Genomic DNA, 24655 nt, shown 5'->3' on the forward strand with positions numbered 1-24655 from the left:
TTTAAAAAATTAGAAGCCAAAAAAATTAATATTACTTTTTCTTTATTGTTTTTACAATTTCCTTTAGCCTTGAAAGTATCATGAGAGCTTCTAAAGGGGTAGTTGTTGAAATTTCTATTGCTTCTAGTTCTTTTATTAACTTTTCTTCAAGTCCTATACTCCAAGAAGTTTCTTTCTCTTCTGCAAGTCTTAGGAGTGGGAGCTCTTTGCCTCCTCTTTCAAGCTGATAGAGAATCTCTTTTGCTCTGTCTATGACTTCTTTCGGAAGACCTGCAAGCTCTGCAACATGAATTCCATAAGATTTTTCAGAAGCTCCTGGAAGAACTTTGTGAGTAAAAACTATTTTTTCATCTATTTCTTCAACCGTAACATGAAAGTTTTTTACTCCTTTAACTTTTCCTTCTAGTTCTGTAAGTTCATGATAGTGGGTTGCAAAAAGTGTTTTAGCTCCAACTTTTCCAGAAATGTATTCCACAACAGCTTTAGCTATGCTCATTCCGTCATAGGTACTTGTTCCTCTTCCTATTTCATCAAGTATTATAAGACTTCTTTTTCCTGCATTTTGAAGTATATTTGCAGTTTCAACCATTTCCATCATAAAAGTAGATAGTCCTTTGCTTAAATTATCAGCAGCACCTACTCTTGAAAAGATTCTATCAACTATTCCGATTTCTGCTTCTTCTGCAGGGACAAAGGAACCAATCTGTGCCATGATAGTTATAAGAGCGGTCTGGCGTAAAAAGACAGATTTTCCTCCCATGTTGGGACCGGTAACTATTAAAATAAACTCTTTTTCCGTTAATTCTGTATCATTGGGAATAAAATCTTCTTCCAAGAATTTTTCTAAAACTGGATGTTTTCCATTCTTTATTTTTATAGAATAACCTTCTGTTACTCTCGGTTTTGTATACCCTCTTTCGTTTGCTATTTTTGAAAAAGAAAGAAGAACATCAATCGTAGCAATTTTTTCTGCAGTTTTTGAAATTCTATCTGCATTTTTTGAAACAAACTTTCTAAGCTCAACAAAAAGCTGATACTCTATTTTTTCTATCCTTTCTTGAGCTGAAAGAATTTTTTCCTCAAACTCTTTAAGTTCTGGTGTGATAAATCTTTCTGCATTTACAAGAGTCTGCCTTCTAATGTAATTTTCAGGAACAAGATGAAGATTTGCCTTTGATACTTCTATGTAATAACCAAAAACGTTGTTAAAACCTATTTTCAGACTCGAAATACCTGTTCTTTTTCTTTCTCTTTCCTCTATTTCCTTAAGAATCTTTTCTCCTTCATTTTTTATTCTTCTTAACTCGTCAAGTTCCGGATTTACTCCCTCTTTGATTAATCCTCCTTCTCTTGAAGTAAAGGGTGGATTTTCAACAAGAACCCTTTCAAGTTCACAGTAAATATCGTATAGATCATCAAAATTTTTGTAAATTTGAGAAAGTAAAGAGGATTTGAAGTCTGCTAAAAGTTTTTTTAGATCCGGTAGTACTCCTAAGGAATTTCTAAAAGAAGCTAAGTCCCTGGGAGAAGCTATTCCAGAAGTTATTTTTGAAAGAAGCCTTTCTATATCGTAGACTTTTGAAAGGAGTTCTAAAATTTCGTCTGCCACAAAGAAGCTATCTTTTAACTCTTCTACAGCATCTAGTCTTTCCTCAATTTCTTTTTTATCTTTTAATGGATGCAAAATCCAAAACTTTAAAAGTCTTCTTCCCATTCCCGTCTTTGTTTTGTTCAAGACACCAAAAAGAGAAGCACTTTCAAGTTTTCCAGCTATTGGTTCAATTAGTTCAAGATTTTTTTGAGTTTGCGGATCAAGATAGATGTATTTTTCACCGGTGTATCTTTTAGGTGGTTTTATTTTGGGAGTAAAATCTAGTTGTGTCTCTTCAATGAACTCTAAAAGTCCTGAAAGAGCTCTCTTTTCACTTTTACTTTCTACTTCAGGAGAGTTCGTTTCTTTTACTTCAAAGTATCCTTTTTCTTTTTCCTGTATAAGAGTTTCGGGAAGTACTTCTTTTATAACTTTATACCCTGAAAAACCTTCAGGGACGATAATTTCTTTTGGCTTAAACTTTGAAAGAATTGATTTTAAGTCCTCTCTATTGACTGTTGCAAAGTAAAGGTCACCCGTTGAGAGTTCTGTCCAAGCAATGCTAAAGTTATTCTTATTTGGATAGATAGAAAGTAAAAATCTATCTTCATTTTCATCTTCAAAGTAAGTTCCTGGAGTAATGACTCTTACAACACCTCTATCAACAACCTTCTTTCCTGGTTTAGGTTCTTCCAACTGTTCGCAAATTGCGACCTTGTAACCTTTCCTAACAAGTTTTCCTATGTAGCTTTCAACTGCGTGATGGGGAACTCCACACATTGGAGCTTTTTCTGAAGATTTTCCAAATGCCCTTGAAGTTAAGGCAATTTCTAGCTCTTTTGCGGCAATTTCTGCATCTTCAAAAAACATTTCATAAAAGTCACCCATTCGGAACATTAAAATAGAATCCTTATACTTTTCCTTTAACTCTAAATACTGCTTAAGAGCGGGAGTCAGCTTCTTCTTCAACTACAGGCTCCTCCGAAAAAAGAGTATACTCTTCATTAAGCCATTTTGATAAGTCTGCTAACTTACACTTTTCACTGCAAAAAGGTCTATAAGGATTATCTTTCCACGTAGTTTCTTTTCCACAATTTGGACATTTTATCTGCTTCAAAGATATCTCCTTTAAGGTTGATTTGGATTAAATATAGCTTTCAAAAGCTTAAATTAAAGATTTAAAACTTGGCAAGGAGAAGCAATGCCTGAAATTGTAGTTGATAGTGAAAAGAAAGGAAAAAGACTTGATCAGTTTATAGCTTCTATTGCCGATATCTCACGTTCTCAGGCCAAAAATCTCATAGAAGATGGTGAAGTAAGTATTAATGGAAGGATTGTTAAAAAACCTTCCTATAAGGTTAAAGAAGGAGAGACAGTATCTTTTGAAATTCCTGAACCAATTCCTTTGGACTTGCAACCTGAAAATATTCCTCTTGACATAGTTTACGAGGATAAAGATGTAATAGTAATTAATAAACCTGCAGGACTTGTGGTTCATCCAGCTCCGGGACATTACTCAGGTACTCTTGTAAACGCACTTCTTTATTACTGCAAAGACTTTCAAGGAATCAATGGAACTTTGAGGCCAGGAATCGTTCATAGACTAGATAAAGACACGGCAGGACTTTTAGTTGTAGCTAAGAATGACTTAGCTCAACAGTCACTTATAGAACAGTTTAAAAGAAGGACGGTTGGAAGGTTTTATAGAGCTCTTGTTCTTGGTATTTTCGAAAAACAGCACGATCGAATAGTTGTCCCAATAGGAAGAGACAAGTTTGATAGGAAAAAGTTTTCTCCAAACACTACATCTCCAAAGGAAGCAATAACAAACTATTGGGTTTTGGAAAGTTTTCCAACTCATAACGTTTCAGATATCAAATGTAAGCTTGAAACAGGTAGAACCCATCAGATTAGAGTTCACATGTCCCACATAGGTCATCCTTTACTTGGAGACAAAACTTATGGTTATAAGCCTTCTCGTATAAAAGATGAGACTTTAAGAAGACTAATTGACGAAATGAGGATGCATGCTCTTTGCGCTTACTATCTTGGATTTAAACATCCAAGAACTGAAAAATGGATAGAATTTGAAATAGATCTTCCCGAAAATATGAAAAAAGTTCTTGATTTCTTAAAAAGTTAAGTACTTTGAAAAAAATTCCTTTTTAAACTCTTGAAACTCTCCATTCTTTATTGCTTCTCTCATCTTTTTCATAAGTCTGTTATAAAAGTAGAGATTATGAATGGTATTGAGTATGGCAGAGTTTATTTCTTTTGAAACGTAAAGATGTCTTAGATAAGCTTTTGTAAAGTTTCTACATGTATAGCAATCACATTCTGGATCTAATGGTGAAAAGTCATTTTTGTATTTAGCACTCTTTATGTTTACTTTTCCTCTTGATGTAAATAAAGTTCCATTTCTTGCATTTCTTGTTGGAATTACGCAGTCAAACATGTCAACTCCAGCCTCAACCGCTTCTATGATATCTTCAGGCTTTCCAACTCCCATTAAATATCGAGGTTTTTCCTCTGGAAGAGTAGGGGCTACGAGCTTTGTAATTCTGTACATTTCCTCTTTGGGTTCGCCTACGCTTAGTCCTCCTATAGCAAATCCTTCAAATGGTAGTCCTTTTAAGAGTTCTACACACTTTAGTCTTAAGTCATCATAAGTTCCACCTTGAACAATTCCAAAAATTGCAGTTTTATCTGTCGTTCTTGCTTTAATACTTCTTAATGCCCACCTTACAGTTCTCTCCATAGAATGTTTTGCATACTCATAAGTTGCAGGATAAGGAGTACACTCATCAAGAACCATACCAATGTCAACTCCCATTTTTTCCTCTAATTCAACAACCAACTCAGGAGAAAAGAAATGTTCAGAACCGTCTATATGAGACTTAAAGTAAATGCCTTCTTCAGAAATCTTCATGAGCTTGCCAAGACTAAATACTTGAAAACCACCACTATCTGTTAGTATTAAACCATTCCAGTTAACAAACCTGTGAAGACCTCCTGCTTTTTCAATAACTTCTATTCCAGGTCTTAAGTAAAGGTGATAAACATTAGATAGAACAAGAGAGTAACCCATTTCAGAGATTTCATTCCAAGTAACCCCTTTAACAGCTCCTAAGGTACCTACAGGCATAAAACAAGGAGTTTCTGTTTCTCCATGTGTTCCCTTGAGCTTTCCATATCTTGCTTTGCCATCTGTAGCTAAAACTTTAAACTCCATATCTTCTCCAAAAAGGTTATAATTTTAACGATATGAAAAATGTTGTGGTAATTATACTTTTACTTTTCTTTGCATCTATATCAAACTCGTTTGCTCTTTCTAAGGAGCAAGCTAAAGCTTTTCTAAAAGCCCTTAGCTCTTCCAAAGAGCTTTGCTCTCTTCAGTTTTATAGAGAATTTAAAAGTACAGAACTCAAAGAACTTGCACTTTTGCTTTTTACTAACTCTTGTTTTGAAAAAAAGCAGTTTAAAGAGCTAACTAAAATAAAAGAAATTCCTAAAAATCCTTATGCTGCAGTAGAAAAAGCTATTGCTTATAAAAAGGTAGGAGACGAAAAAATTGCAAGAAAGATTTTCAAATTAGTTTTTTCTAAAACTAACGACCTTGACGAGTGGATACTTACGCTAAATAGTGGAAATACAGAATATCTCTTTGCTCCTAAAGTTTTGAAGAAAAAAATAGAAATTGCTCTTGGGAAAAGAAATTTTGAAATTGCAGAAATTTACCTTGACTACTTAAAAGGAAAGGAGTTTTATCATCTCTTAAAGGGAATCCTTTACATGAAGCAAAGAAAAAAAGAATTAGCAAAAAAGGAATTTATTCTTTCCTCTCAGCCTAAAAAGTTCTTCTATTTAACTCACCTTTCAGATTCCTCTGCTGAAAAGTTTTTCTACTTTAAAAAAGCAATGGATTCTAACATTCCAGCATACTTAAAAAAGAATCTATCTATCTATCTTCTTGATAGATTTCTATATAGTGACAAAAGTTTTTTCAGAAAAACTTTAAAAATCGTGAAAGATTTTGATAAGGAACTTTTTAATGAATATCAAGTTAAATATCTCGTTTTAAACGGAAAAATAAAGAGAGCTCTCTTGAAACTATCTAATCTTCAAGGTAAAAAATATAAGGCTTGGAAAGTTGCTCTCTTGAGGAAGTTTTACGGAAAAAAAGAAAGTTTTAATAACAATGTTCCTAATTTTTATTCTCTACTTCTTAATTCAAATAGCATAAAGCTTTCAGCCAAATCACTACCAAGAGTAGAATTTATAGATGAGGAAGGAATTAAGTATCTTTATAAAAGAGGAAGATGTGATGTAATCAGTTTCATTAATAAAAAATCGCCTTCTGTTGCTCTTGCTCACCATCTTTGTGGTGATTATAAAAAAGCAATTAAAGAAGCTACTTTCTATCGAAAAAAGTTAGAAAAGTATCCTTATCTTCTCCACATACTTTATCCTAAGCATCCCATTTTTGAAAATGACTTAATATCCCTTTCCCTTGCAAGGCAAGAAAGTTTATTTGATCAGTTTGCTCTTTCAAGATCAGGTGCCATAGGTTTAATGCAGATAATGCCGTTTACTGGAAAGTACATAGCCCAAAAACTTAAAGTAAAGGACTTTAAAGTTACCGATCTTTTTAAACCGAAAGTAAATTACGAATTTGGTTCTTTTTACATTAGTGAACTTATAAAGCAGTTTAAGCTTTTCCCTCTTGCAGCTGCTTCTTATAATGCAGGTCCAACACGAATAAAGAAAGCCTTAAAAAGATTTGGAACTATAAAAACTCCTTACGACTTAGTAATTTTTGTAGATTTTTATATTCCTTTTGCAGAAACAAGAGGTTATGTAAAAAAGGTATTAACTAATTATTTCTTCTATAACTATCTCTATAACGATGGAAGGTGGAGTCTTTTTCAAAAAGAAAAGTCACTCAAAAACTTCCATAAGATGAATGTTACCGAAGTTAATCTTAAAAAGCCTTGAAATAAATATCTCTTCTCCATCTGTAAAGGTGGAAATTTCTCCTAACTTAGAAAGTTCTAATACAGCAAGAAAGTAGGTTATTAACTCAAGTTTAGAAGAGCTCTTTTTTACAAATTTAGAAAAAGGAATCAAATACTTTTCTTTCATTAAAGCTTTAATTTCTTCTATTTTTAATGAAACCTTAAACGCTTCGCTAGATAGGTTTATTCCTACTTTAATCTTTGGTTGAAAATCTTTCGTTAAAAGATTTTCAAATGCTTTCTTTAGATCCTCTACTGTGTTAGCAATTTTTATCTTTTCTTGGAATTGGAAAACCAAATCGGACGGATCATTTGTAAAGTATCTTGAAGCTTTTTCTTCAAGTTTTTCTAATTCCTTTGCAGCTTTTTTTGACTTCAAGTACTCTTCTATTATCTGAACAATCGTTTTACGAGGATCTTCCTCTTCTTCCCGAGGTATAAGTACTTCTGACTTTATTTTTGCTAAGGTAGCAGCCATTAATAAGAATTCAGAAGCAAGAGGAATATTCAGTTCCTGCATACTGTGGATGTAGTTAAGGAACTCTTCTGTAATTTCTGCAATCGGAATGTCGTAAATGCTAACTTCCCTTTTCCTTATCAAATAAATTAAAAGATCCAGAGGCCCTTCAAATACTGGAGTTTCTACTCTTAAGTTCATCTATGGCTCTACCCTCTTATGGCAGCTATAAGATTTGCAAATTCGGTTGTCAGGAGCTCTAAAACATCATCGATAGAAATAAGTCCTATTAGTTTACCATTTTTATCAACAACAATTAATCTTCTGACTGCAGCATCTCTAAAAGCTTTCGTAAGCTCAAAAAATGATGCATCTTCTCTTATAGTTATAGGATCTTTTGTCATTACCTCTTTTACAAGAGTTTTAGGGGTCTTTCCCGTTCCAACAACTCTTATTGCTATGTCTCTGTCTGTAATGATTCCAGCTGGTTTATCACCATCTAAAATGACAAGACTTCCGACCATTTTATCTTTCATTCTTTGAGCAGCAAGCATTACACTGTCTTCAGGTTCGATAGTAACAACTTTTCGCTGAATAAGATCTTTAACGGGCATGACTCCCTCCCTTTTAATGTTCTAATTCTTAAATTAAGAACTTTCTTCTTACATAGGAAGGGGAAAAGGAAAAACGAGATAAAAAGAAAAAATGAAATCCCCCATTGGGGGATTTAGGAAGAAAGATAAAAAAATTTTTTAACTTTTTGATATAGCAACAAGCTTTAATTCATACTTAGGATGTTTTATGTTGTACATTGTAGGAAACTTTTGATAGATAGGACCTGCATAGATTACTTTTCCATTAGACTTAACTTCAACAATAACAGCAGGATTGTTAGGTTCATTTGAACCAGAAGTATACTGCTGATCGTAAACAAGATGAGGAACAATGTAAAGAACCTTTATTTCAAGATCTTGAAACTTAACATCTGAATCTTTTGTAACTTTTTCTTTCTTTACGACTTTTCCTGTGGTTTTATCAACTACTTCAATAGTTGCATACTTCCAAGTTTTTATAACTTCTTCAGGTATTTTAATTGGTTTGTCGATCTTCGTCATATTTTTTCCTGGGTGCATTGCTGCAAGTTCTTTTTCTAAGTTATTAGACGAATGGCCAGGATGACCTGGAGGCATGTTATTTATAGGAGGATGTCCTTCAGGTAAGCCTTCCATAGGAGGGTGTCCTGGAGGCATTTGGCCGTGTGGTCCTTTATTTTCTTGAGCAAGTTCAGTAAGTGGTTTAGGAGCTTTGTTTTCAACTTTGCTTTGTTCTTCCTCTTTCTTTCCGCAACTTGAAAAAGCTACAGTTGCTGAAAGGAGAAGAGTTAATAAAGTTAATCCTTTCTTCATCGCACTCTCCTTTACTTATAGAATTTTTACTAATTCTATCAAATGTTTTTTTGATAAGCTACATGTTTTTCTAAACTTCAAATTGTCTTTTTATAGAAATTTTCTAATAGAATTAGAGAATAAAAACTTTAACAATAGAAAGATAGTGATAAAATTTAGGAAAAACTTTTTCTTAGGAGGGTACAATGGCAGTTCCGTTCACCACATATCTTTTTTCTGTAAAAAAGGAAATTCCACATCTTGATGATGATCTAATCCTTCTTTTAAACGAAATTGCTTCTGCAACTAAAGAAATTTCTGGAAAAGTTAGAAAGGCAGGCCTTTTGAATATTCTTGGAAGTGCTGGTAAGACAAACATTCAAGGAGAAGAAGTTCAAAAGCTTGATGAACTTGCTAATGAAATACTTCTTGAAAGTTTAAAAAACTGTGGCAAGGCTTCTCAGGTTGCATCAGAAGAATTAGAAGAATGTATAGTTTTTTCTAATTCAGGTTATGCAGTTGCATTTGATCCGCTTGATGGGTCTTCAAACATTGATGTTAACGTTAGTATAGGAACAATTTTTTCTATTCATAAAGACTCTGTTAAAAAGCCAGGAAAAGAACAACTTGCAGCAGGATATGTTATTTATGGCCCTAGCACAATGCTTGTAATGTCTCTTGGGAAAGGAGTAGTTGGATTTACACTTGATATAGAATCTGGAAATTTCCTTCTTTCTCATCCCGAAATCAAACTACCAGAAAAAGGAAAAATTTACTCAATCAATGAAGCTAACAAAAATAAGTGGACAAGTAAAGGACTTAAGAAATTTACAGAATATCTAAAAGAAGAGAAATACACTCTTAGATATGTCGGTTCAATGGTCGCAGATGTTCATAGAACTCTTTTTAAGGGAGGAATATTTATCTATCCAGCAGATAAGAAGAATACAAACGGAAAACTAAGACTCCTATATGAAGCAAGTCCTATGTCTTTTCTCATAGAGCAGGCAGGGGGTATCGGTACTACTGGAAAAGAAAGAATACTTGACATCGTTCCACAAAGCCTTCATCAGAGAGTACCTGTCATAATTGGCAGTAAGTGGGAAGTTGAAAAGTGTCTTGAATTCATGAAAGAGGAATAGTCGTGAAAAAGATAGCTGTTATTGATATAGGTTCAAATACCATTAAGCTTGTTGTTTATAAAGTAAAAGGAAAAAAGTTAGAAAAAATTTTTTCTGATTCTCTCTACGCAAGGCTTTTAAACTACCTAAAAGATAAAGAACTTTCAGAAGAAGGAGTTTTAAAGCTTGAGCTGATTCTTAAAGACTTTAGGGAAAAAGTTGAAGAGCTCCAGCCTGACTGCACCATAGCTTTTGCAACCTATGTTTTGCGAATTGCTCAAAACAGTAAAGAGGTTATAGATAGACTAAGAAAATACTTTGATATCGAAGTGCTCTCGGGGGAGGAAGAGGCTTACTATTCTTCCCTGGGAGCTCTTTTAGATGTAAAAGTGAAAAAGGGTCTTTTTTTTGATATTGGAGGTGGAAGTTTAGAAATATGTGATATTGTTGAATCAAAACCAAACTCATGTAGGAGTTATCCACTTGGAACACTATCTTTTAAAGACTTTGTTAAAAACGGATTAATAAAAGATGAAATAGGTATAAGAAGAATGGTTCGAGACTATGTAAATCCCTACGATTTTGAAAACTTTGAAAGTGAAATTCTCATAGGAGTTGGAGGAAGTATAAGACCTTTAAGGAAAATATTAGGAAGAAGACGCTTTAAGAGAAAGCAGCTAAAAGAAGTAGTAGAAAAAATCAAGAGGATGAAACCTATCGAAATTATGGAGAGCTTTGGAATTTCTATAGAAAGAGCTAAAACAGTCGCAGTTGCTTCAGTAGTTGTACTGGAGCTTATGGATATATTTAAAGTGAAAGAGCTCGTTATTTCCAAGTTTGGAATAAGAGAGGGAATAGTTTATAAAAGGGTAGTTGAAGATGGAATCTGTTAAAGAGAAAGAAAAAGGAATAAATCTTAACAATCCAAAACTCTACATAAACAGGGAGCTCAGTTGGCTTGAGTTTAATAGAAGAGTTTTAGAAGAAGCTGAAGACTTAAATAATCCTCTTTTAGAAAGGTTAAAGTTTATTGCTATTTTCTTTACCAATCTTGACGAATTTTTCATGATAAGAGTTGCTGGTCTTAAACAGATGGTTTCTGCCAATATTAACAAACCTTCTTTTGATGGTTTAACTCCCAAAGAACAGCTCAAAAGGATAACTCAAAAGACCAAACAACTCCTAAAGGAAACAGAACTTCAGTATAAAAAACTTACTTCCGAACTAAAAAAAGAAAGTATCTACATCCATAAATATTCTGAACTACCTAAAAATTTGAAAAAAAAGGCTGATAAGTACTTTGAAGAATTTGTTTACCCTGTTTTAACCCCTCTTGCAGTTGACCTTACTCATCCCTTTCCCCACCTTCCTTCTCTTAGCTTCAACATAATTGTTGAAATGATATCTGAGGATTTAAAGTTTGGCGTAATTCCTATTCCTAAAGTCCTTCCAAGATTTATAAGACTGAAAGAGAAGGAAAAAGAAGAACATTATCTTTATCTTGAAGACTTAATAATTCACCACATTAGAAAACTATTTCCTAACCAAGAGATTAGGAGCATTGCAACTTTTAGAGTAACCAGAGATGCCGATATCATCATCCAAGAAGATGAAGCTGATGATCTCCTTGAAGAAATAGAAAAAGGGCTTAGAAAAAGGAGATTTGGAAAGCCGGTTAGATTGGAAATAAATGGAGGATCAGAATTTATTTTCAATTTCTTAAAAGATGAACTAGAAATAAAAGACTACGACATTTATAAATTAGAAGTGCCTCTTAATCTTTCTGATTTATGGAGTCTTTACAAAGAGATAGATAGACCTGATTTAAAGTTTCCTCCCTATGTTCCTTATTATCCACCTCAATTTAACATTGACATCTTTAATGCATTAAAAAGTCACGAATTTATTCTTTTCCCTCCTTATGAATCCTTTGATCCTATTGTTGAGCTAATTGAGGAAGCTGCAGAGGATCCTAACGTTCTTGCGATAAAACAAACTCTTTATAGAGTAGGAAGGAATTCTCCTATAGTTGAAGCTTTAAGTAAAGCTGCTCAAAAAGGAAAGGAAGTAACAGCTGTTGTTGAAATAAAAGCACGTTTTGACGAAGAAAGTAATATAGTTTGGGCAAAGAGACTTGAAGAAGAAGGAGTACACGTAATCTACGGAATTCCAGGTCTTAAAACACATGCCAAACTTTTAATGATTGTAAGAAGAGAAGAAAACGGAATAAAAAGATACGTCCACTTAGGTACCGGAAACTATAACGTTGAAACAGCAAAAATTTACTCAGATATAAGTTACTTGACTTCTTTACCGGGAATCGGAGAAGATGTTTCAAAGATTTTTAATGTTCTTACAGGTTACTTTCATCCTCCCAATCTTAGTAAACTCTTTATCTCTCCAGTAAACTTAAAGTCAAAGATTTTAGAAATGATAGAAGAAGAAGCAACTCTAGGCAAAGAAGGAAGAATAATTGCAAAGATGAATTCCCTTGTTGATCCAGATGTGATAAGAGCTCTCTACAAAGCTTCTCAAGAAGGAGTGAAAATAGATCTAATAGTTAGAGGTATTTGTTGCCTGAGGCCTGGAATTAAAGGAGTAAGTGAAAACATAAGAGTAATCAGCATAGTTGGTAAGTATTTAGAACATGCAAGAATCTTCTACTTTAAAGCTGATGGTGAAGAAAAAATCTTTATAAGCAGTGCTGACTGGATGCCAAGAAACTTTCATAGAAGAATAGAAACGCTTGTACCTATAGAAAATTTCCAACTAAAGAGGAAATTAAGAGATATTCTTGAAATCCAGTTAAGAGATACTGCAAAAGCAAGAATTTTAATGCCAGATGGTAGCTATATCAGACCAAAGGAAAGAAACTTTAATTCACAGGAGTACTTTGAAAAATGGGTAAGACAGATAAAGTAAGGAAAATTTTTCTTGTTAGACATGGAAAAGCCGAAAAAAGAGAAAATTGGGAAGGAGACGATTGTAAAAGACCTCTTACCGAAAAAGGAATAAAGGAATTTAAAGCTTTTTCAAAATGGCTTTTAGATATCCTCCCACAGAAAGTAACTATCATTTCAAGTCCATGTGATAGAGCTTTAGAAACTGCAAAGATTTTAGCAAGAACTTTAGGAAAAGAAGTCATTATTGAAAATAAACTCTTGCCCGATGCTGAACCTCAAAGTTACATGAAAGTAATAAGAAAACACAAAGGAAATCTCATTCTTGTTGGACATGAACCAGATTTAAGTCTTTTTCTTAATGAACTAACCTGTATAAGTCCTAATAGAATAGCTTTTAAAAAAGGGGCAGTAGCTGAAATTTTAGAAAAGAAGAATAAATTTTCACTTTTTGGTTTCTACAATCCAAAAACTATTTTGAATTTATAATGGAAAGATGTTGGAAAAGAGAGACATAGAAAAGATAGAAAAAGAGCTCATATCCTTAGATAAAAAGATTTCTAAAGTAGCAGAAAATATCGAAAACAAAAAGAAACGTTTCAATTTTAATGATTTCATTCAAGAAATAGCAGGTGCAATTATCTTAGCTTTTCCGTTTGCTGCAAATGCTGACATATGGGAAATTTCAAAAGCCATGTCAAAGCTTCATGCTTTTATTCTTTTGATTTTAATAATCTTTGGGCTTTTCATTTTTATTAACTATTCAAATCTTGGAAACTGGAAAGTTCAAAATCTTGCAGGATTTCTTCCTTTAAGATTAGTTACAAGTTTTTTTATTTCTTTAACTGTTTCTGCTATCTCGCTTTTAGTTTTAGGAATTTATCCAGGTATCATTGATAACACTGACTGGTTTATAAAAACTGTGATTCTTGTTACACTTTTTTCGGTTATAGGTAGTATTGGACTTGATGCAGCAAAATAGTTTAAGAAGAAGGAGGAAAGATGGAAGAGTTGAAAGGTAAAGTTGTTCTTGTAACAGGAGGTACTCGCGGAATAGGAAGAGCAATAGCTGAAAGATTTAAAGAAGTTGGAGCAACTGTCTATATTACAGGAACTAATGAAGAAAGGACAAAAAACGTTGCAGAAGAAATCGGTGTTAACGGTGTTAAGATGAACGTTACTGACAGAGAAGAAGTTAAAAAAGTAGTTGCTGAAATCCTTGAAAAAGAAGGGCAGCTAGATGTTCTTATTAATAATGCAGGAATAACTAAAGATACTCTTTTCTTAAGAATGAAAGATGAAGATTGGGATAGCGTTATTGATACAAATCTCAACGGAGTTTATAACGTTACAAGAGCTGTTGTTCCAGCAATGATAAAGAAGAAAGCTGGCAACATAATTAACATTTCTTCAGTTGTAGGCTTTACAGGAAACATAGGACAGGTTAACTACTCTGCCACAAAATCTGCTCTTGTTGGATTTACAAAATCTCTTGCAAAAGAGTTAGGAAGTAGAGGAATAAGAGTGAACTGTATAGCTCCTGGATATATAACCACAGATATGACAGAAAAAATTCCAGAGAAGATTAAGCAAGAACTTATAAAGTCAATTCCTCTTAAAAGAGAAGGAAATCCACGAGAAATTGCAGATGTCTGTCTTTTCCTTGCGTCAGATATGGCTTCTTATATTACCGGAACAGTTATTCATGTTAACGGTGGACTTTTCTAAAGGTTTGACTATAATTCCACACTTAGCTAAATAAAGAAAAAGGAGGTTTTGAAGATGGAAAACATCGAACAAAAAGTTAAGGAAATCGTAGCAGATAGACTTGGAGTTGATCCAGACGAAGTAACTCCAGAGGCTTCATTCATTGAGGACTTGGGAGCAGATTCTCTTGATACTGTAGAGTTAGTTATGGCTCTTGAAGAGGAATTCGGTATTGAAATTCCTGATGAAGATGCCGAAAAGATCCAAACAGTAGGTGATGCTATCGATTACATTCAAAAACATCTTTAAGTCTTTTTGCCCCCTAAGGGGGCAAACTCTATACTTTAATGCAATTTAATTTGTATTCTTTTTTCTTTCTTCAAGTATCTTTTCTAATTCTTCCTTATTGAAGAAGTATTCCTCATTACAAAAGTTGCATTTTATACTAACTCCTCCCTCTTTAATGAGTGCTTCTATTTCGTCCTCAGGAAACACTAATATACCTCCTTCTGCCACTTCTTTTGAACACTTACACTTAAAAGAGAGCTCTTTTAGAGCAAGTAAGTTTGGAGTAAATCCTTCAAATAACATTTCTACAATATCTTCGGGTCTTTTGCCATTCTTTACTAAAGTGCTTATAGGTGGCATCTTCTTTACATTTTCCTCAAGTCTTGAAATTGCTTCTTCTGTTACACCAGGTAAAGGTTGCGCAAGGAAACCTCCGGCAGCTTCGACTTTACCTGTTTCTCCAACTAGAACACCCAAAGAAACAGCAGAAGGAATTTGTTCAGATTTCAATAAATAATAAGCAATATCTTCAGCAATTTCTCCAGAAACTAAGGGAACTGTACTTTCATAGGGCGTTCCAAAACCAAAGTCTTTCACAACAGTTAACGTTCCTTTTCCAACTGCTTTTGCTATATCAAACTTCTTAGTTCCGTTTACTTTCTTTGTAAAGGTTGGAACATTAGGATTTTGAACAAATCCTCTTACCTCTCCTTTTGCATTTGCTTCGGCAACAACAAGACCTATAGGTCCATCTCCTTCAATCTTCAAAAGAATTCTTTGTTCTGTTCCGTGTTTTAGTAGAGATGTTAATAAAATAGCTCCTGTTAGAGCTCTTCCTAAGACGGCGGTAGCAATAGGAGATGTTTTGTGTCTAAGTCTTGCAATCTCACATAAGTTTGTTGTCTTTACAACAAGAGCTCTAATAGCATCTTCTTTTGGAACTGCTACTACTCCGTAGTCTCTATCCTGGAAATAATTCTTGAGATCATCTTTTACCTGAGAGTTAATCTCTTTCATCTTTTTTCCTCCTTGCGGTTGGAGACCCCTTCCGTCAGGGAGAGGAAGAGACCGCACTTGAAAGTTTGCAGGTATTGAAGTAATATATGAACAGGTATTGAAGTAATATATGAATATGAAACTGCAACGCACTCTTAAACTTGTTCTTAAACCTACTGAAGAACAGAAACAAACGCTCCTTGAAACCATTGAGCAGTATAAGTTTGCCTACAACTATACTTGTAAAGTTGGTTGGAGTACAAAAACTTGGAACGGGATTGAGCTCCACAAACTTACCTATTACACGGTAAGAGAAAAAACCTCTCTCCCTTCTCAACTCGTTATTTCTGCAAGGGTTGTAGCTACTGAAAGCCTCAAATCTGCAATCAAGAGAAAGAAGAAAGGACTCAAAAGCAAATGTCCTCAGAGCAACAATCCTGCTATCCGTTATGATAGGCGTTCCTATACTGTTTGGCTGGAAAGAGAAGAAGCCTCCCTCGCTACCGTTAAAGGAAGACAGAAGTTTAAGGTAAAAGTTCCTGATTACTTCAAGCAATACCTTGACTGGAGAGTTACTTCTGCGAATCTCAAGTATGACAAGAGACTTAAAAAGTTCTTTCTCAACATTACCTGTGAAAAGGAATTCCCCGATGTAGAACCTGTTAACTACTTCGTCGGAGTTGACCTTGGTCTCCGTAACCTTGCGGTAGTTTCTACTCCTGACGGAAAAATTAACAAGTTCTTTGATGGGGGACACATAAGGGCAGTTTCCGAAAGATATTTTGCACTTCGCAAGAGATTGCAGTCCAAAGGCACTCCTTCTGCAAAGAGGCACCTCAAGACACTTTCCCAGAAGGAGAAACGGTTTCGGACTGCTATTAACCATAGGATAGCAAAGGAGATAGTTAGCCTTGTTCCTGCTGGTGGAGTAATTGTCCTTGAGAAGCTCAAAGGAATCAGGAAAAGGATTAAGGTTAACAAGCAAAATAGACGCTGGATACACAGCTGGAACTTTGCACAGCTCCAGCAGTTTATAGAGTATAAAGCTCAAGCTAAGGGAATAAGAGTGGTCTATGTAGATGCACGCTACACCTCTCAAAAGTGTAGCAGATGCGGACACATTTCTCGTTCTAACCGAATTGACCAGTCTCACTTTGTCTGCAAACATTGTAGTTACTCCCTTAACGCTGACCTTAACGCCAGCAGGAACATAGTTAAAAACTATCTGGCTTCTCTCCAAAGAGGAGAAGTCGGGACTGGGAGTGGTATATCCCTCCCAGTGGGGCGCTGTCAACCGTCCCAATGTAGCGGTGCTACCTGTTAGCATCAGCTACAAGCTCCTTCCGTCAGGGAGGAGTAGTTGACTAATCTTTCTCTATCCGGAATTCCAAAATTCTTTTTTTCTCCTTCATTTTTTCCTCCTATGAAAGATGTCAACCCCCAACACAGAGGTTGCATTTATTTTCAACAAAATCCATAAATTGCCTTCTCTCTCTCAAAACTGCGAACATTACTTTAACCAATTTCCTCGCCGCAGCTATCAGCGCTTTCTTCTTCTCTAAACCTTTCTTAACTAACCCTTCGTAAAATCTTTTAACTGAATTGTCTAACTTGCTGTTCAATAACGCTCTCGTAGCCTGGATAATCTTGTTCCTCGTTCTGCTGTCCCCTTTCTTTGTTATCCTTCCATTTCTAACTTCGTCTCCACTGCTATTAACACGAGGAACAAGTCCAAAATAAGCCGCTACCTTGTCTCCGTTTTCAAACCTCTCTTCGTTACATACGGCAGATATAAAGGCTATAGCTACTATATCTCCTACTCCAGGTATGCTTTTAGAAGTTCTACTTTCCCTTAAGCTCCTCATCTTCTCCTATAAAACTCTTGATATCTTCTTCTGTCTCTCTTATCTTATCTGTTAAGTATTCTATTGTTTCTATTTGCCTCCATATCGTTTCTCGTAATGACGGAGGCACTTTCTTCTTCGTTTCTTCCTTTATCCTTTCCATCCCTTTCTTCGTGGTGAGTTCTCTCTTGTTTGTCTTTATCCCATATTCAAGCAATAGGCTATGAAGTCTGTTAATTACCCCTTTTCTCATATCTACAAAGCTATCTCTCTCTTTCATCTTTATCCTTAGCTCTTTTTCTTTTCTCGTCGGGACGTAAACTGTCGGAAGTAAGCCCATTTCATAGTAAATGGCTATCGTTTCTGCATCTATCCTGTCGTTTTTAGCACTGTTAACACCTTTTAGAATGTTCTTAAATTTGTTAGTGTTAACGTAAGTTATTTCATCAACGCAGTTCCTTATCTCCTCCGTAAAAAATGTTACTCCTGTTAAGGTTTCTACCGCAACTTTTACTGAATATCCTTTTTTCCTAAAAGTTGTTAGGTGATTTTTAAATTTCTCTAACTCTTCTGCTTCGTACTTCTTGGTATTAAGTATCCCTGTCAGACAATCTAAATAAGCTGCTGTAAAGCTGTTTTTGTGGTAGTCCACTCCGACATACAGTGTTTTCTCTACCTTCTCCTTCATCTCTACCCCCTGATATGTTTTGTGTTTTGCAACCTCTGCTTCGGAACTATTCCCATACTCCAATACGGCGCTTCCCGCCACTATAATTAGCCGGCAGGAGGCATCGGCTAATCTCCACGCACGGGGCTTATTCCCCAGGGAAAAATCCAGCCTCCTGCCTTTAAAGGTTGCCTCTTTACTATAGTCCCGAATTTCAGGGGGTGACATCTTTTATATCATCTCCATTAAAAGCTTTTGTTTACAAATATTCCAAAGTTTTCCTCTCTTTTCTCTCCCACTTCTTTTAGCCTTACCTTTACAATTTCTCCAGGTTTTAATTTATCTTTAACTATCATTCGTATGTAGTTTCCACTCAGTACAACCGAATCTCCATCTTCAAGATTAGAAAGAACAAGGGATTCAAGTTCTTTATCTAAAAATTTCTTTCTATAGTTTAAGCTCTTTTCTTTTCCTATTTCTCTTAATATTGCAGCTCTTTCTTTTTTCTCAAGGGATGAAACAGAATCTTTCATCTTGTACGCTACAGTTCCTTTTCTTGGAGAGTAAGGAAATACATGAATATATCCAAATGGGAACTCTTTTATAAACTTTTTAGTTTCTTCAAAATCTTCTTCTGTTTCACCTGGAAAACCCACCATAACATCTGTTCCTATGCAAATATCAGGATTTTTGGAAAGTATTCTTTCAACGATAGTTTTATAATCTCTTTTAGTATATCTTCTTTTCATTAGGTTCAAAATCCTATCGCTTCCACTTTGAAGTGGTATATGAAGATGAGGAGCAATCTTAGGAGAAGACGTAACAACTTCTATAAGCTCATCAGAAAACTCAATAGGTTCTACGGAACTGATCCTTAGCCTGTAAAGTCCAGGAATTTTAACTATTTTTTCTATTAGCTTAGCAAGACTTAAGCTTTCTTCAAGGTCTAAACCATAACCTCCTAAGTGAGTTCCAGTCAATACTATTTCCTTGTAACCTGAATTAATAAGCTCCTTTACCTGCTCTAAAACTTTTTCAGGTTTTTCACTGAGCATTTTTCCTCTTGCTTTTGGAATAATACAGTAGGAACAAAAAAGTTCGCATCCTTGCTGGATTTTTAAGAAAGCTCTTGTCTTTCCCTCGTAGTGTCTAATTGTCAGAGGATAAAACTGATTTTCTTTCCAAATACCCCTTAGATATAGTCTTGGAAGTTTCCCTTCAATCCTTTTTTCAACTATATCAACGATTTGAAATTTTTCAACATTTCCAGTAATAAAATCTACTTCCTCTAATTTTTCTACTTTTTCAGGATAAACTTCTGAGTAACAACCAGTAGCAACGACTAGAGCTTTAGGATTTCTACTTTTAGCTTTTCTTAGTGCCTTTCTACTCTTTGAATCTGCAACAGATGTAACTGTACAAGTATTAACAATATATATGTCTGCTTCTTCGGAAAAATCAACAATCTTATATCCACGTTTTTTAAACTGCTCTTCCATATAAGCAGTTTCGTGAAAGTTCATTTTACATCCAAGAGTGTAAAAGGCTACTCTTTTCATAGACCTTCCTTTTTTAAAAAAGATTCTTAAATAGAGTATCATTTAATTTAATCTACATAAATTGAAAAAGGAGCTCTTTACCTATTTTTCTTAGTTCTTTAATTCCTACAGGTTCTTTTTCCCTTTCAGAAATTATAATTACCTTTTTTTTAGGAAAGGCTTTTTCTACTTCATCTAAGCTCTTACCACGAAATCTATTAAAAACAATTAATTTTACTTCTATTCCTGAAGCTTCTAATTCTTTAACTGTTCTTTCTGCTATCTTGATGGGAAGGACTGCGGGATTAGTAACAATTCCAAAGAGCGTTTCCTTAAGATTAAAAAGCTTTTTTCTTAAAGTTTCAAACTGAGTTTTTCTTCTTTTTAAGATAGACAAAACAGGATCTTCAGAGTAAACATCTGTCAATTTTCTTTTATCTTTTAAATCTGAATATAGCTCATACTTAAGAGCTTCCTGTCTAAGTTTTATTATCTGATCTAACCATTTGTCTAAGAGTAGGGGCAAAGAAAGAAGTCTTAAGGTATATCCAGATGGAGCTGTATCAAAGACTATTTTGTCGTAAGACATTTCATTTTCAGAAATTATTTTGTAGATAACATCTAATATTGCTAATTCAAAGGCTCCAGGAGAATAAAATGCTAAATCTATTTGAGCTTTTACTTCCTCTAAGATTACAGGACTAACGATTTTCTCAGCCTCTTTTTTTACTCTTTTAAGATAATCTTTCATTTCTTTCTCTACATCAATTTCAACTGCAAATAAATTTGAAGAAACTTGGTTAATTTTCCCTCCTACATCTTTTTCAAGAACAAAAGAAAGAGAATGAGCAGGATCAAGAGAAACAAGAAGAGTTTTAAATCCCTTTTCAGAAAAAGATAAAGCAACAGAAGAAGAAATTGTTGTTTTTCCTACTCCACCTTTTCCTGAAAAGAAGAAAAACTTTTTACTTAACACTTAAGGTTCTCCTATTTCTCCAATAGCGCTACTTATAATACTCTTTTTTTCGGCCATCCTTCTATTCCAGCCTTTCAAATCTTTTGCAATGTAAGGAAGTATTTCTATTGTGTAGTAATACATTGGATTTGGTATTCCAAGTCTTTCGCTTAAAACTACTGTAAGTAAGTTATCATTAATATTTCTTGCTTTTACTTCAAGCTTATCTGTAGACGAATCTACAAAAGCTCCTTTAAAAAAAAGTTTGAATTTATCTAATAAATTTTTAAACACCGTTTTCTCTCCTCAATTTTCTTAAAGACATTCCACCTTCGTAGAAAATCCAAAGGGCAAGGACAATTTGAATAAGAGCTGCAACTCCTATAACTGTAAACTTCCACTTTATAAAGAGCATAGTTAAAGACCAAATTGTAATAGTTGTCATAAATATTGCTGGAATTCCTGGAACAAACCAGTATTTTTTTCTTCCTGTTTTTATAAGCCATATCATAACTACAAAAAGTGCTAATGCTGCAATTAGTTGATTTGTAGCTCCAAAAACAGGCCAAAGGGCTTTCCAAACAGGAAGTACCTTGTGAGTTATAGGATCTTCATACTTTGTAAAAACTAAAATTGCAGGAATTATAAGAGAAACAAGCGTTGCAATGTATCTATTTCTTATTCCTGTGAGCTCTGTAAAGACATATCTTGCAAGTCTTGTACCTGTATCTGTACTTGTTAAAACAAAAGAAGAAAGTGCTAACATTCCAAATGCCATTCCTATAGATTCTGGAATACCAAAAACGTTAAGAAATTTACCTATTCCTTCACCGTAAATTGCAGCAACGTTCTTTTTAAGTATTTCAAATTCGGAGCTCGAGAGAACTATGACAAAAATAATGGACATTACAGCAACAATACCTTCAAGTAGCATTGCTCCGTAGCCAACTTTTACGGCATCTGTTTCTTTGTCAAGCTGCTTGGAAGTAGTTCCTGAACCAACAAGAGAATGAAAACCAGAAATTGAGCCACAGGCGATAACAACAAAAAGAAGCGGAACAAGTGGTCCAATGTCAGAGTTAAATCCCATGTATGCCGGAATGTTTACATCTACTTTTCCGAAAGAGAGAATTATTCCTAATCCTGCGCCTAAAACTGCACCATAAAGTAAAAAACTTGACAAGTAATCTCTTGGTTGAAGAAGAATCCAGACTGGAGTAATGGAAGCGATAGCTACATATAGAATCATGATAATATTCCAAGCCTCAGGTGATAGGTTAATAGGAAAAAGTTGACCTATATAAACTGCAAGATACACAAGAACAACAAAAATAGCAGTTGTTATTCCAAGACTTTTTTTCTTATGGTACACGATAAATCCAAATATAACAGCTAAGAAAATATAAATAATTGCAGACGTTGCTACTCCCCCGCCAATAGGCATCATTTCAACAACTTTTCCACCTTCGATGATAGGAATCTTGGAGTTAAAAGTAATCTGAGCAACATTTATAAAAACTGCAACAACATAAAGAAGAGCAAGCCAAATAAAAAGCTTAAATATTATTCCTGCTCTCTTAGTAAGATACATTCCACCAATTTCTGCTATTGACTTTGCTTTATTTCTGATAGAGGCCACAAGAGAGCTCATATCATGAACACCACCTATAAAGACATTTCCTATAAGAACCCATAAGAAAGCTGGAAGCCAACCCCACGACGATGCAGCAGTTATAGGACCAACAATAGGTCCAGCACCAGCAATTGAGGAAAAGTGATGTCCTAATAGAACAGGAGCTGGAGCAGGAACGTAATCAACACCATCTTTCATAGTGTGAGCAGGAGTTTTATTCTTATCATCGAGTTTAAAAACTTTTTTACTTAAAAACTTTCCATATGTAAAATAAGCAATAATAAATATGCTTATAGACAATAAGAAAAGGAAAGTTACCATCTTCTTCCTCCGCAAAGAAAAGTGTCATGCCCAATTATAATGGAAAGCTTTTAGAATACCTTAATTATTGATTTTGTTTAGTTATAATTTAATTTCTATTTGATGATTAGAGTGACATCCTCCCACCACTAAAGTGGTGGGCTTCCTGCTTCATCGTGGGACAGTTCCCCACTCCACAGGCTTAACTTCCCCGCTGTCCACGGGTAGGGTTTTTAGGAGTTTTCCTTCTCCTATTCTTTCAACTACTTTCACCATCCATAACAGTTGCTCAATCGCTGTCTTCAAAATGTTCCTTGCTGAATTAACATCCCTGTCTATCTCTCTACCGCAACTTTCACATTTAAACGTTCTCTCTGACAGCAAAATCTCCTGTCTGTGTCCACAGAATGAACAGGTTTGAGTGGTAGCTTCATATCTATCTACAAATAACACAGGAATAAGAGTCGCAAGATTTCTTAACCTTGCAGTTATTCCTCCTATCCCTGTGTTCTGTATCTGCTTTCCAAATAACCCATCCTTCCAGCTTTTTATTGAATCATCTTGTATCGCTATCAAAGAAAACCTTTTGAGATAACTGATGACTTTATTATGTATGTCTTTCCTCTTGTTGCTGATATATTCCCATTCCCTTTTTATGAGATGGTTTATCTTTTGATAATTCTTACTTCCTTTCTCTTTTTTAGAAAGTGTCTTTTGTAGTCTTTTTAGTCTTTTAGTTTCAGGTATATACCAGTTGAATTTTTCTCCATTTGATAGCGTTAGTTGATGTTTTACTCCTAAGTCTATTCCCACAGGTTGAGGTATCCTCTTTTCTTCAATTTCCTTCAATACTTCTTCTTTAGGTAGATAACAGACCACATGCAGATAGAACCCCGATGGTCTCTTGATAAGATACCCTTTTGTTATCTCCGCATTTTCAGGTATCTGATGAAGTCCTAAGACTCTGAATTTCTTCTTTATTCCCTGTATCTTTACTCTGTTTCTGTCTCCCGAAATCTTGTAGGTTACTCCATACTGTTTGAGGGGGATTGTTCTAACTTCTGATTTAAATTTGAGTTTACCTACTTTGTTTCCATTCTCTTTGGACTTTTTTAAACTCCTTAGGTCATCTTTTATTTGGTCTATTATTTCCTGTTTCATTTGAGAAGAGAGGGTTTTAATTTCTCTTTTTTCAAAACCATCAGGAATTTTGATTTCTACTTCTTTATATTTGTAGTCCTTTGTTCTATTTTCAATGTCTGCTACTATAAAGTTACGCAACCATTTAGCTTCCAAAAAGAGTCTATCAAGCTTTTCAATGCCCTTTTTTGATAGGTTCTGAAGTTTTAGCTGATAGACTCTGCATACCTGATTTTCTCTTCTTTCTCTTGTTTCCTTAAGAGTCTTTTTTATTTTCTCTGCTTTTGCTGTTTTCATAGTTTATAATTAATTGTAGGAGATTTGGATTTCAACGGCTTACGCCGTGCGATTTATCCCTGCTTTAAAAAGCAGGGCTTTCTCGCAAAGTTTTTCTGTAAAGCACTATTATAGATTGGGGGTAAAAATTGTCCACACCGGAGTTTATTGAAAAGTTTCTAAGTTGGTTGCAAGACCTAAAGGAAGAAGGAAAAGCTATAGAAGTAGTTAGTTTTTATAATGAACTTCCAATAAGAACAAGAATAAAAGTTCTTGATTTAGATAAAAAAAGAGGCGTTATTGAGTGGGATACAAATCCAAGACTTAATCTTGCAATAGGTGAATCAAAAAGATTTTTCTCTCGTTTTTTTGATAAGAACTATAAAGAAAACAGAATTGTCGGTTTAGATGTTCTCTACTTTAGTGAAAATTTTATAGAAACAACTTTTCCCAAGTTTGTTATCGAACCAAAACTTAATAGAGAATATCTAAGAGTTACTACCTCTGAAAAACTTCCAGTCATAGCCGAAGCTAAGGAAGAAAAGGAAAATAAGGAATACTTAAGTTTTAAGGTACTAGATATTTGTGAAGGAGGAATAGGAGCTCTTGTCAATAAAGGATTATTTAAAGTAGGAAACAAGTTAACCTTAAAGCTTATTTTTCCTAATAAAAAAGAAATCAATTTAGAGGGTGAAGTAGTAAATGTAAAAGATTTAGGAAAAGTAGACAAAGTAGGTATTAAATTTCTAAATCCTCCTAATAGAGTTCGTAATGTTCTTAATCGTTATGTTATGGACAGACAAAGAGAAATAATGAATAAAATACGTTTATTAGCAGATTAG

25 protein-coding genes are annotated in these 24655 nt (G+C 34.4%); 11 read left to right on the forward strand and 14 right to left on the reverse strand.

Annotated features, from left to right (window positions below; all coding sequences use genetic code 11):
* Positions 1-31: 31 nt before the first annotated feature.
* Both mutS and DESTER_RS08190 read right to left on the reverse strand, forming a co-directional pair.
* A complete protein-coding gene (gene mutS / locus DESTER_RS05145) occupies positions 32-2560 on the reverse strand; it encodes a DNA mismatch repair protein MutS (RefSeq protein WP_013638594.1) in 2529 nt (842 codons plus the stop codon).
* Positions 2532-2708, reverse strand: a complete 177-nt coding sequence (locus DESTER_RS08190; RefSeq protein WP_013638595.1) for a DNA gyrase inhibitor YacG — start codon at positions 2706-2708, stop codon at positions 2532-2534. The genes mutS and DESTER_RS08190 overlap by 29 nt, the downstream gene beginning before the upstream one ends.
* Before the next feature lie 84 nt (positions 2709-2792).
* Here DESTER_RS08190 and DESTER_RS05150 point away from each other — a divergent pair, with 84 nt between their 5' ends.
* Positions 2793-3734: an RluA family pseudouridine synthase gene (locus tag DESTER_RS05150; RefSeq protein WP_013638596.1), complete on the forward strand. Its 942-nt coding sequence runs from the start codon at positions 2793-2795 to the stop codon at positions 3732-3734.
* On the opposite strand, the gene tgt is transcribed toward DESTER_RS05150, so the two are convergent.
* A complete protein-coding gene (gene tgt / locus DESTER_RS05155) occupies positions 3723-4823 on the reverse strand; it encodes a tRNA guanosine(34) transglycosylase Tgt (RefSeq protein ID WP_013638597.1) in 1101 nt (366 codons plus the stop codon). The two genes, DESTER_RS05150 and tgt, sit on opposite strands and share 12 nt — an antisense overlap.
* Positions 4824-4867: 44 nt before the next feature.
* Between tgt and DESTER_RS05160 the strand changes: the two genes are divergently transcribed.
* A complete protein-coding gene (locus DESTER_RS05160) occupies positions 4868-6586 on the forward strand; it encodes a lytic transglycosylase domain-containing protein (protein ID WP_169308667.1) in 1719 nt (572 codons plus the stop codon).
* On the opposite strand, the gene DESTER_RS05165 is transcribed toward DESTER_RS05160, so the two are convergent.
* The 3 genes from DESTER_RS05165 to DESTER_RS05175 form a co-directional block, all read right to left on the reverse strand.
* Complete coding sequence (locus DESTER_RS05165) at positions 6530-7264, reverse strand: segregation and condensation protein A (RefSeq protein WP_013638599.1); 735 nt, start codon at positions 7262-7264, stop codon at positions 6530-6532. The genes DESTER_RS05160 and DESTER_RS05165 overlap by 57 nt on opposite strands.
* Before the next feature lie 8 nt (positions 7265-7272).
* Positions 7273-7677 (reverse strand): CBS domain-containing protein, encoded by a 405-nt coding sequence (locus tag DESTER_RS05170; RefSeq protein ID WP_013638600.1) that lies wholly within the window; start codon positions 7675-7677, stop codon positions 7273-7275.
* 138 nt (positions 7678-7815) lie between these two features.
* Positions 7816-8469 carry a DUF2155 domain-containing protein gene (locus DESTER_RS05175; RefSeq protein ID WP_013638601.1) on the reverse strand — a complete coding sequence of 218 codons (654 nt, stop codon included), beginning with the start codon at positions 8467-8469 and terminating at the stop codon, positions 7816-7818.
* Between the two features lie 185 nt (positions 8470-8654).
* On the opposite strand from DESTER_RS05175, the gene fbp reads away from it, so the two are divergent.
* From fbp to acpP, 7 genes are read left to right on the forward strand one after another with little or no spacing between them, the layout of a single operon-like run.
* Positions 8655-9590, forward strand: a complete 936-nt coding sequence (gene fbp / locus DESTER_RS05180) for a class 1 fructose-bisphosphatase (RefSeq protein WP_013638602.1) — start codon at positions 8655-8657, stop codon at positions 9588-9590.
* Positions 9591-9592: 2 nt separating this feature from the next.
* Positions 9593-10462, forward strand: a complete 870-nt coding sequence (locus tag DESTER_RS05185) for a Ppx/GppA phosphatase family protein (protein ID WP_013638603.1) — start codon at positions 9593-9595, stop codon at positions 10460-10462.
* On the forward strand, positions 10449-12491 hold the full coding sequence (gene ppk1, locus DESTER_RS05190) for a polyphosphate kinase 1 (protein WP_013638604.1): 2043 nt from the start codon (positions 10449-10451) through the stop codon (positions 12489-12491). Before DESTER_RS05185 ends, ppk1 begins: the two co-directional genes overlap by 14 nt.
* Positions 12470-12958 carry a phosphohistidine phosphatase SixA gene (gene sixA / locus DESTER_RS05195; protein ID WP_013638605.1) on the forward strand — a complete coding sequence of 163 codons (489 nt, stop codon included), beginning with the start codon at positions 12470-12472 and terminating at the stop codon, positions 12956-12958. The genes ppk1 and sixA overlap by 22 nt, the downstream gene beginning before the upstream one ends.
* 7 nt (positions 12959-12965) lie before the next feature.
* Positions 12966-13451 carry a DUF2391 family protein gene (locus tag DESTER_RS05200; protein WP_041737450.1) on the forward strand — a complete coding sequence of 162 codons (486 nt, stop codon included), beginning with the start codon at positions 12966-12968 and terminating at the stop codon, positions 13449-13451.
* Between the two features lie 20 nt (positions 13452-13471).
* Positions 13472-14197: a 3-oxoacyl-[acyl-carrier-protein] reductase gene (gene fabG, locus DESTER_RS05205; protein ID WP_013638607.1), complete on the forward strand. Its 726-nt coding sequence runs from the start codon at positions 13472-13474 to the stop codon at positions 14195-14197.
* A gap of 54 nt (positions 14198-14251) precedes the next feature.
* Positions 14252-14485 (forward strand): acyl carrier protein, encoded by a 234-nt coding sequence (gene acpP, locus DESTER_RS05210; RefSeq protein WP_013638608.1) that lies wholly within the window; start codon positions 14252-14254, stop codon positions 14483-14485.
* Between the two features lie 45 nt (positions 14486-14530).
* Here the strand turns inward: acpP and hslO are convergent, their stop codons facing one another.
* Positions 14531-15481 (reverse strand): Hsp33 family molecular chaperone HslO, encoded by a 951-nt coding sequence (gene hslO / locus DESTER_RS05215; RefSeq protein WP_013638609.1) that lies wholly within the window; start codon positions 15479-15481, stop codon positions 14531-14533.
* Between the two features lie 115 nt (positions 15482-15596).
* Here hslO and DESTER_RS05220 point away from each other — a divergent pair, with 115 nt between their 5' ends.
* Positions 15597-16784 carry an RNA-guided endonuclease InsQ/TnpB family protein gene (locus DESTER_RS05220; RefSeq protein ID WP_244829521.1) on the forward strand — a complete coding sequence of 396 codons (1188 nt, stop codon included), beginning with the start codon at positions 15597-15599 and terminating at the stop codon, positions 16782-16784.
* Between the two features lie 109 nt (positions 16785-16893).
* On the opposite strand, the gene DESTER_RS08435 is transcribed toward DESTER_RS05220, so the two are convergent.
* From DESTER_RS08435 to DESTER_RS05255, 7 genes are all read right to left on the reverse strand, one after another.
* The gene (locus DESTER_RS08435) at positions 16894-17325 is read right to left on the reverse strand and encodes an IS110 family transposase (RefSeq protein WP_052296561.1); all 432 of its coding nucleotides are present in this window, start codon (positions 17323-17325) and stop codon (positions 16894-16896) included.
* Complete coding sequence (locus DESTER_RS05230) at positions 17303-18199, reverse strand: IS110 family transposase (RefSeq protein WP_083801987.1); 897 nt, start codon at positions 18197-18199, stop codon at positions 17303-17305. The genes DESTER_RS08435 and DESTER_RS05230 overlap by 23 nt, the downstream gene beginning before the upstream one ends.
* Positions 18200-18216: 17 nt before the next feature.
* Positions 18217-19530, reverse strand: a complete 1314-nt coding sequence (mtaB, locus tag DESTER_RS05235) for a tRNA (N(6)-L-threonylcarbamoyladenosine(37)-C(2))-methylthiotransferase MtaB (RefSeq protein WP_013638611.1) — start codon at positions 19528-19530, stop codon at positions 18217-18219.
* Positions 19531-19582: 52 nt separating this feature from the next.
* The gene (locus tag DESTER_RS05240; RefSeq protein WP_013638612.1) at positions 19583-20485 is read right to left on the reverse strand and encodes an ArsA family ATPase; all 903 of its coding nucleotides are present in this window, start codon (positions 20483-20485) and stop codon (positions 19583-19585) included.
* Positions 20486-20758, reverse strand: a complete 273-nt coding sequence (locus DESTER_RS05245; RefSeq protein ID WP_013638613.1) for a DUF7990 family protein — start codon at positions 20756-20758, stop codon at positions 20486-20488.
* Positions 20751-22418: a carbon starvation CstA family protein gene (locus tag DESTER_RS05250; protein ID WP_013638614.1), complete on the reverse strand. Its 1668-nt coding sequence runs from the start codon at positions 22416-22418 to the stop codon at positions 20751-20753. The genes DESTER_RS05245 and DESTER_RS05250 overlap by 8 nt, the downstream gene beginning before the upstream one ends.
* Before the next feature lie 150 nt (positions 22419-22568).
* Positions 22569-23834, reverse strand: a complete 1266-nt coding sequence (locus DESTER_RS05255; RefSeq protein ID WP_013638615.1) for an RNA-guided endonuclease InsQ/TnpB family protein — start codon at positions 23832-23834, stop codon at positions 22569-22571.
* Positions 23835-23962: 128 nt separating this feature from the next.
* Here DESTER_RS05255 and DESTER_RS05260 point away from each other — a divergent pair, with 128 nt between their 5' ends.
* Positions 23963-24655, forward strand: a complete 693-nt coding sequence (locus DESTER_RS05260; RefSeq protein WP_013638616.1) for a PilZ domain-containing protein — start codon at positions 23963-23965, stop codon at positions 24653-24655.

The organism is Desulfurobacterium thermolithotrophum DSM 11699 (assembly GCF_000191045.1).
Lineage (GTDB): Bacteria > Aquificota > Aquificia > Desulfurobacteriales > Desulfurobacteriaceae > Desulfurobacterium > Desulfurobacterium thermolithotrophum.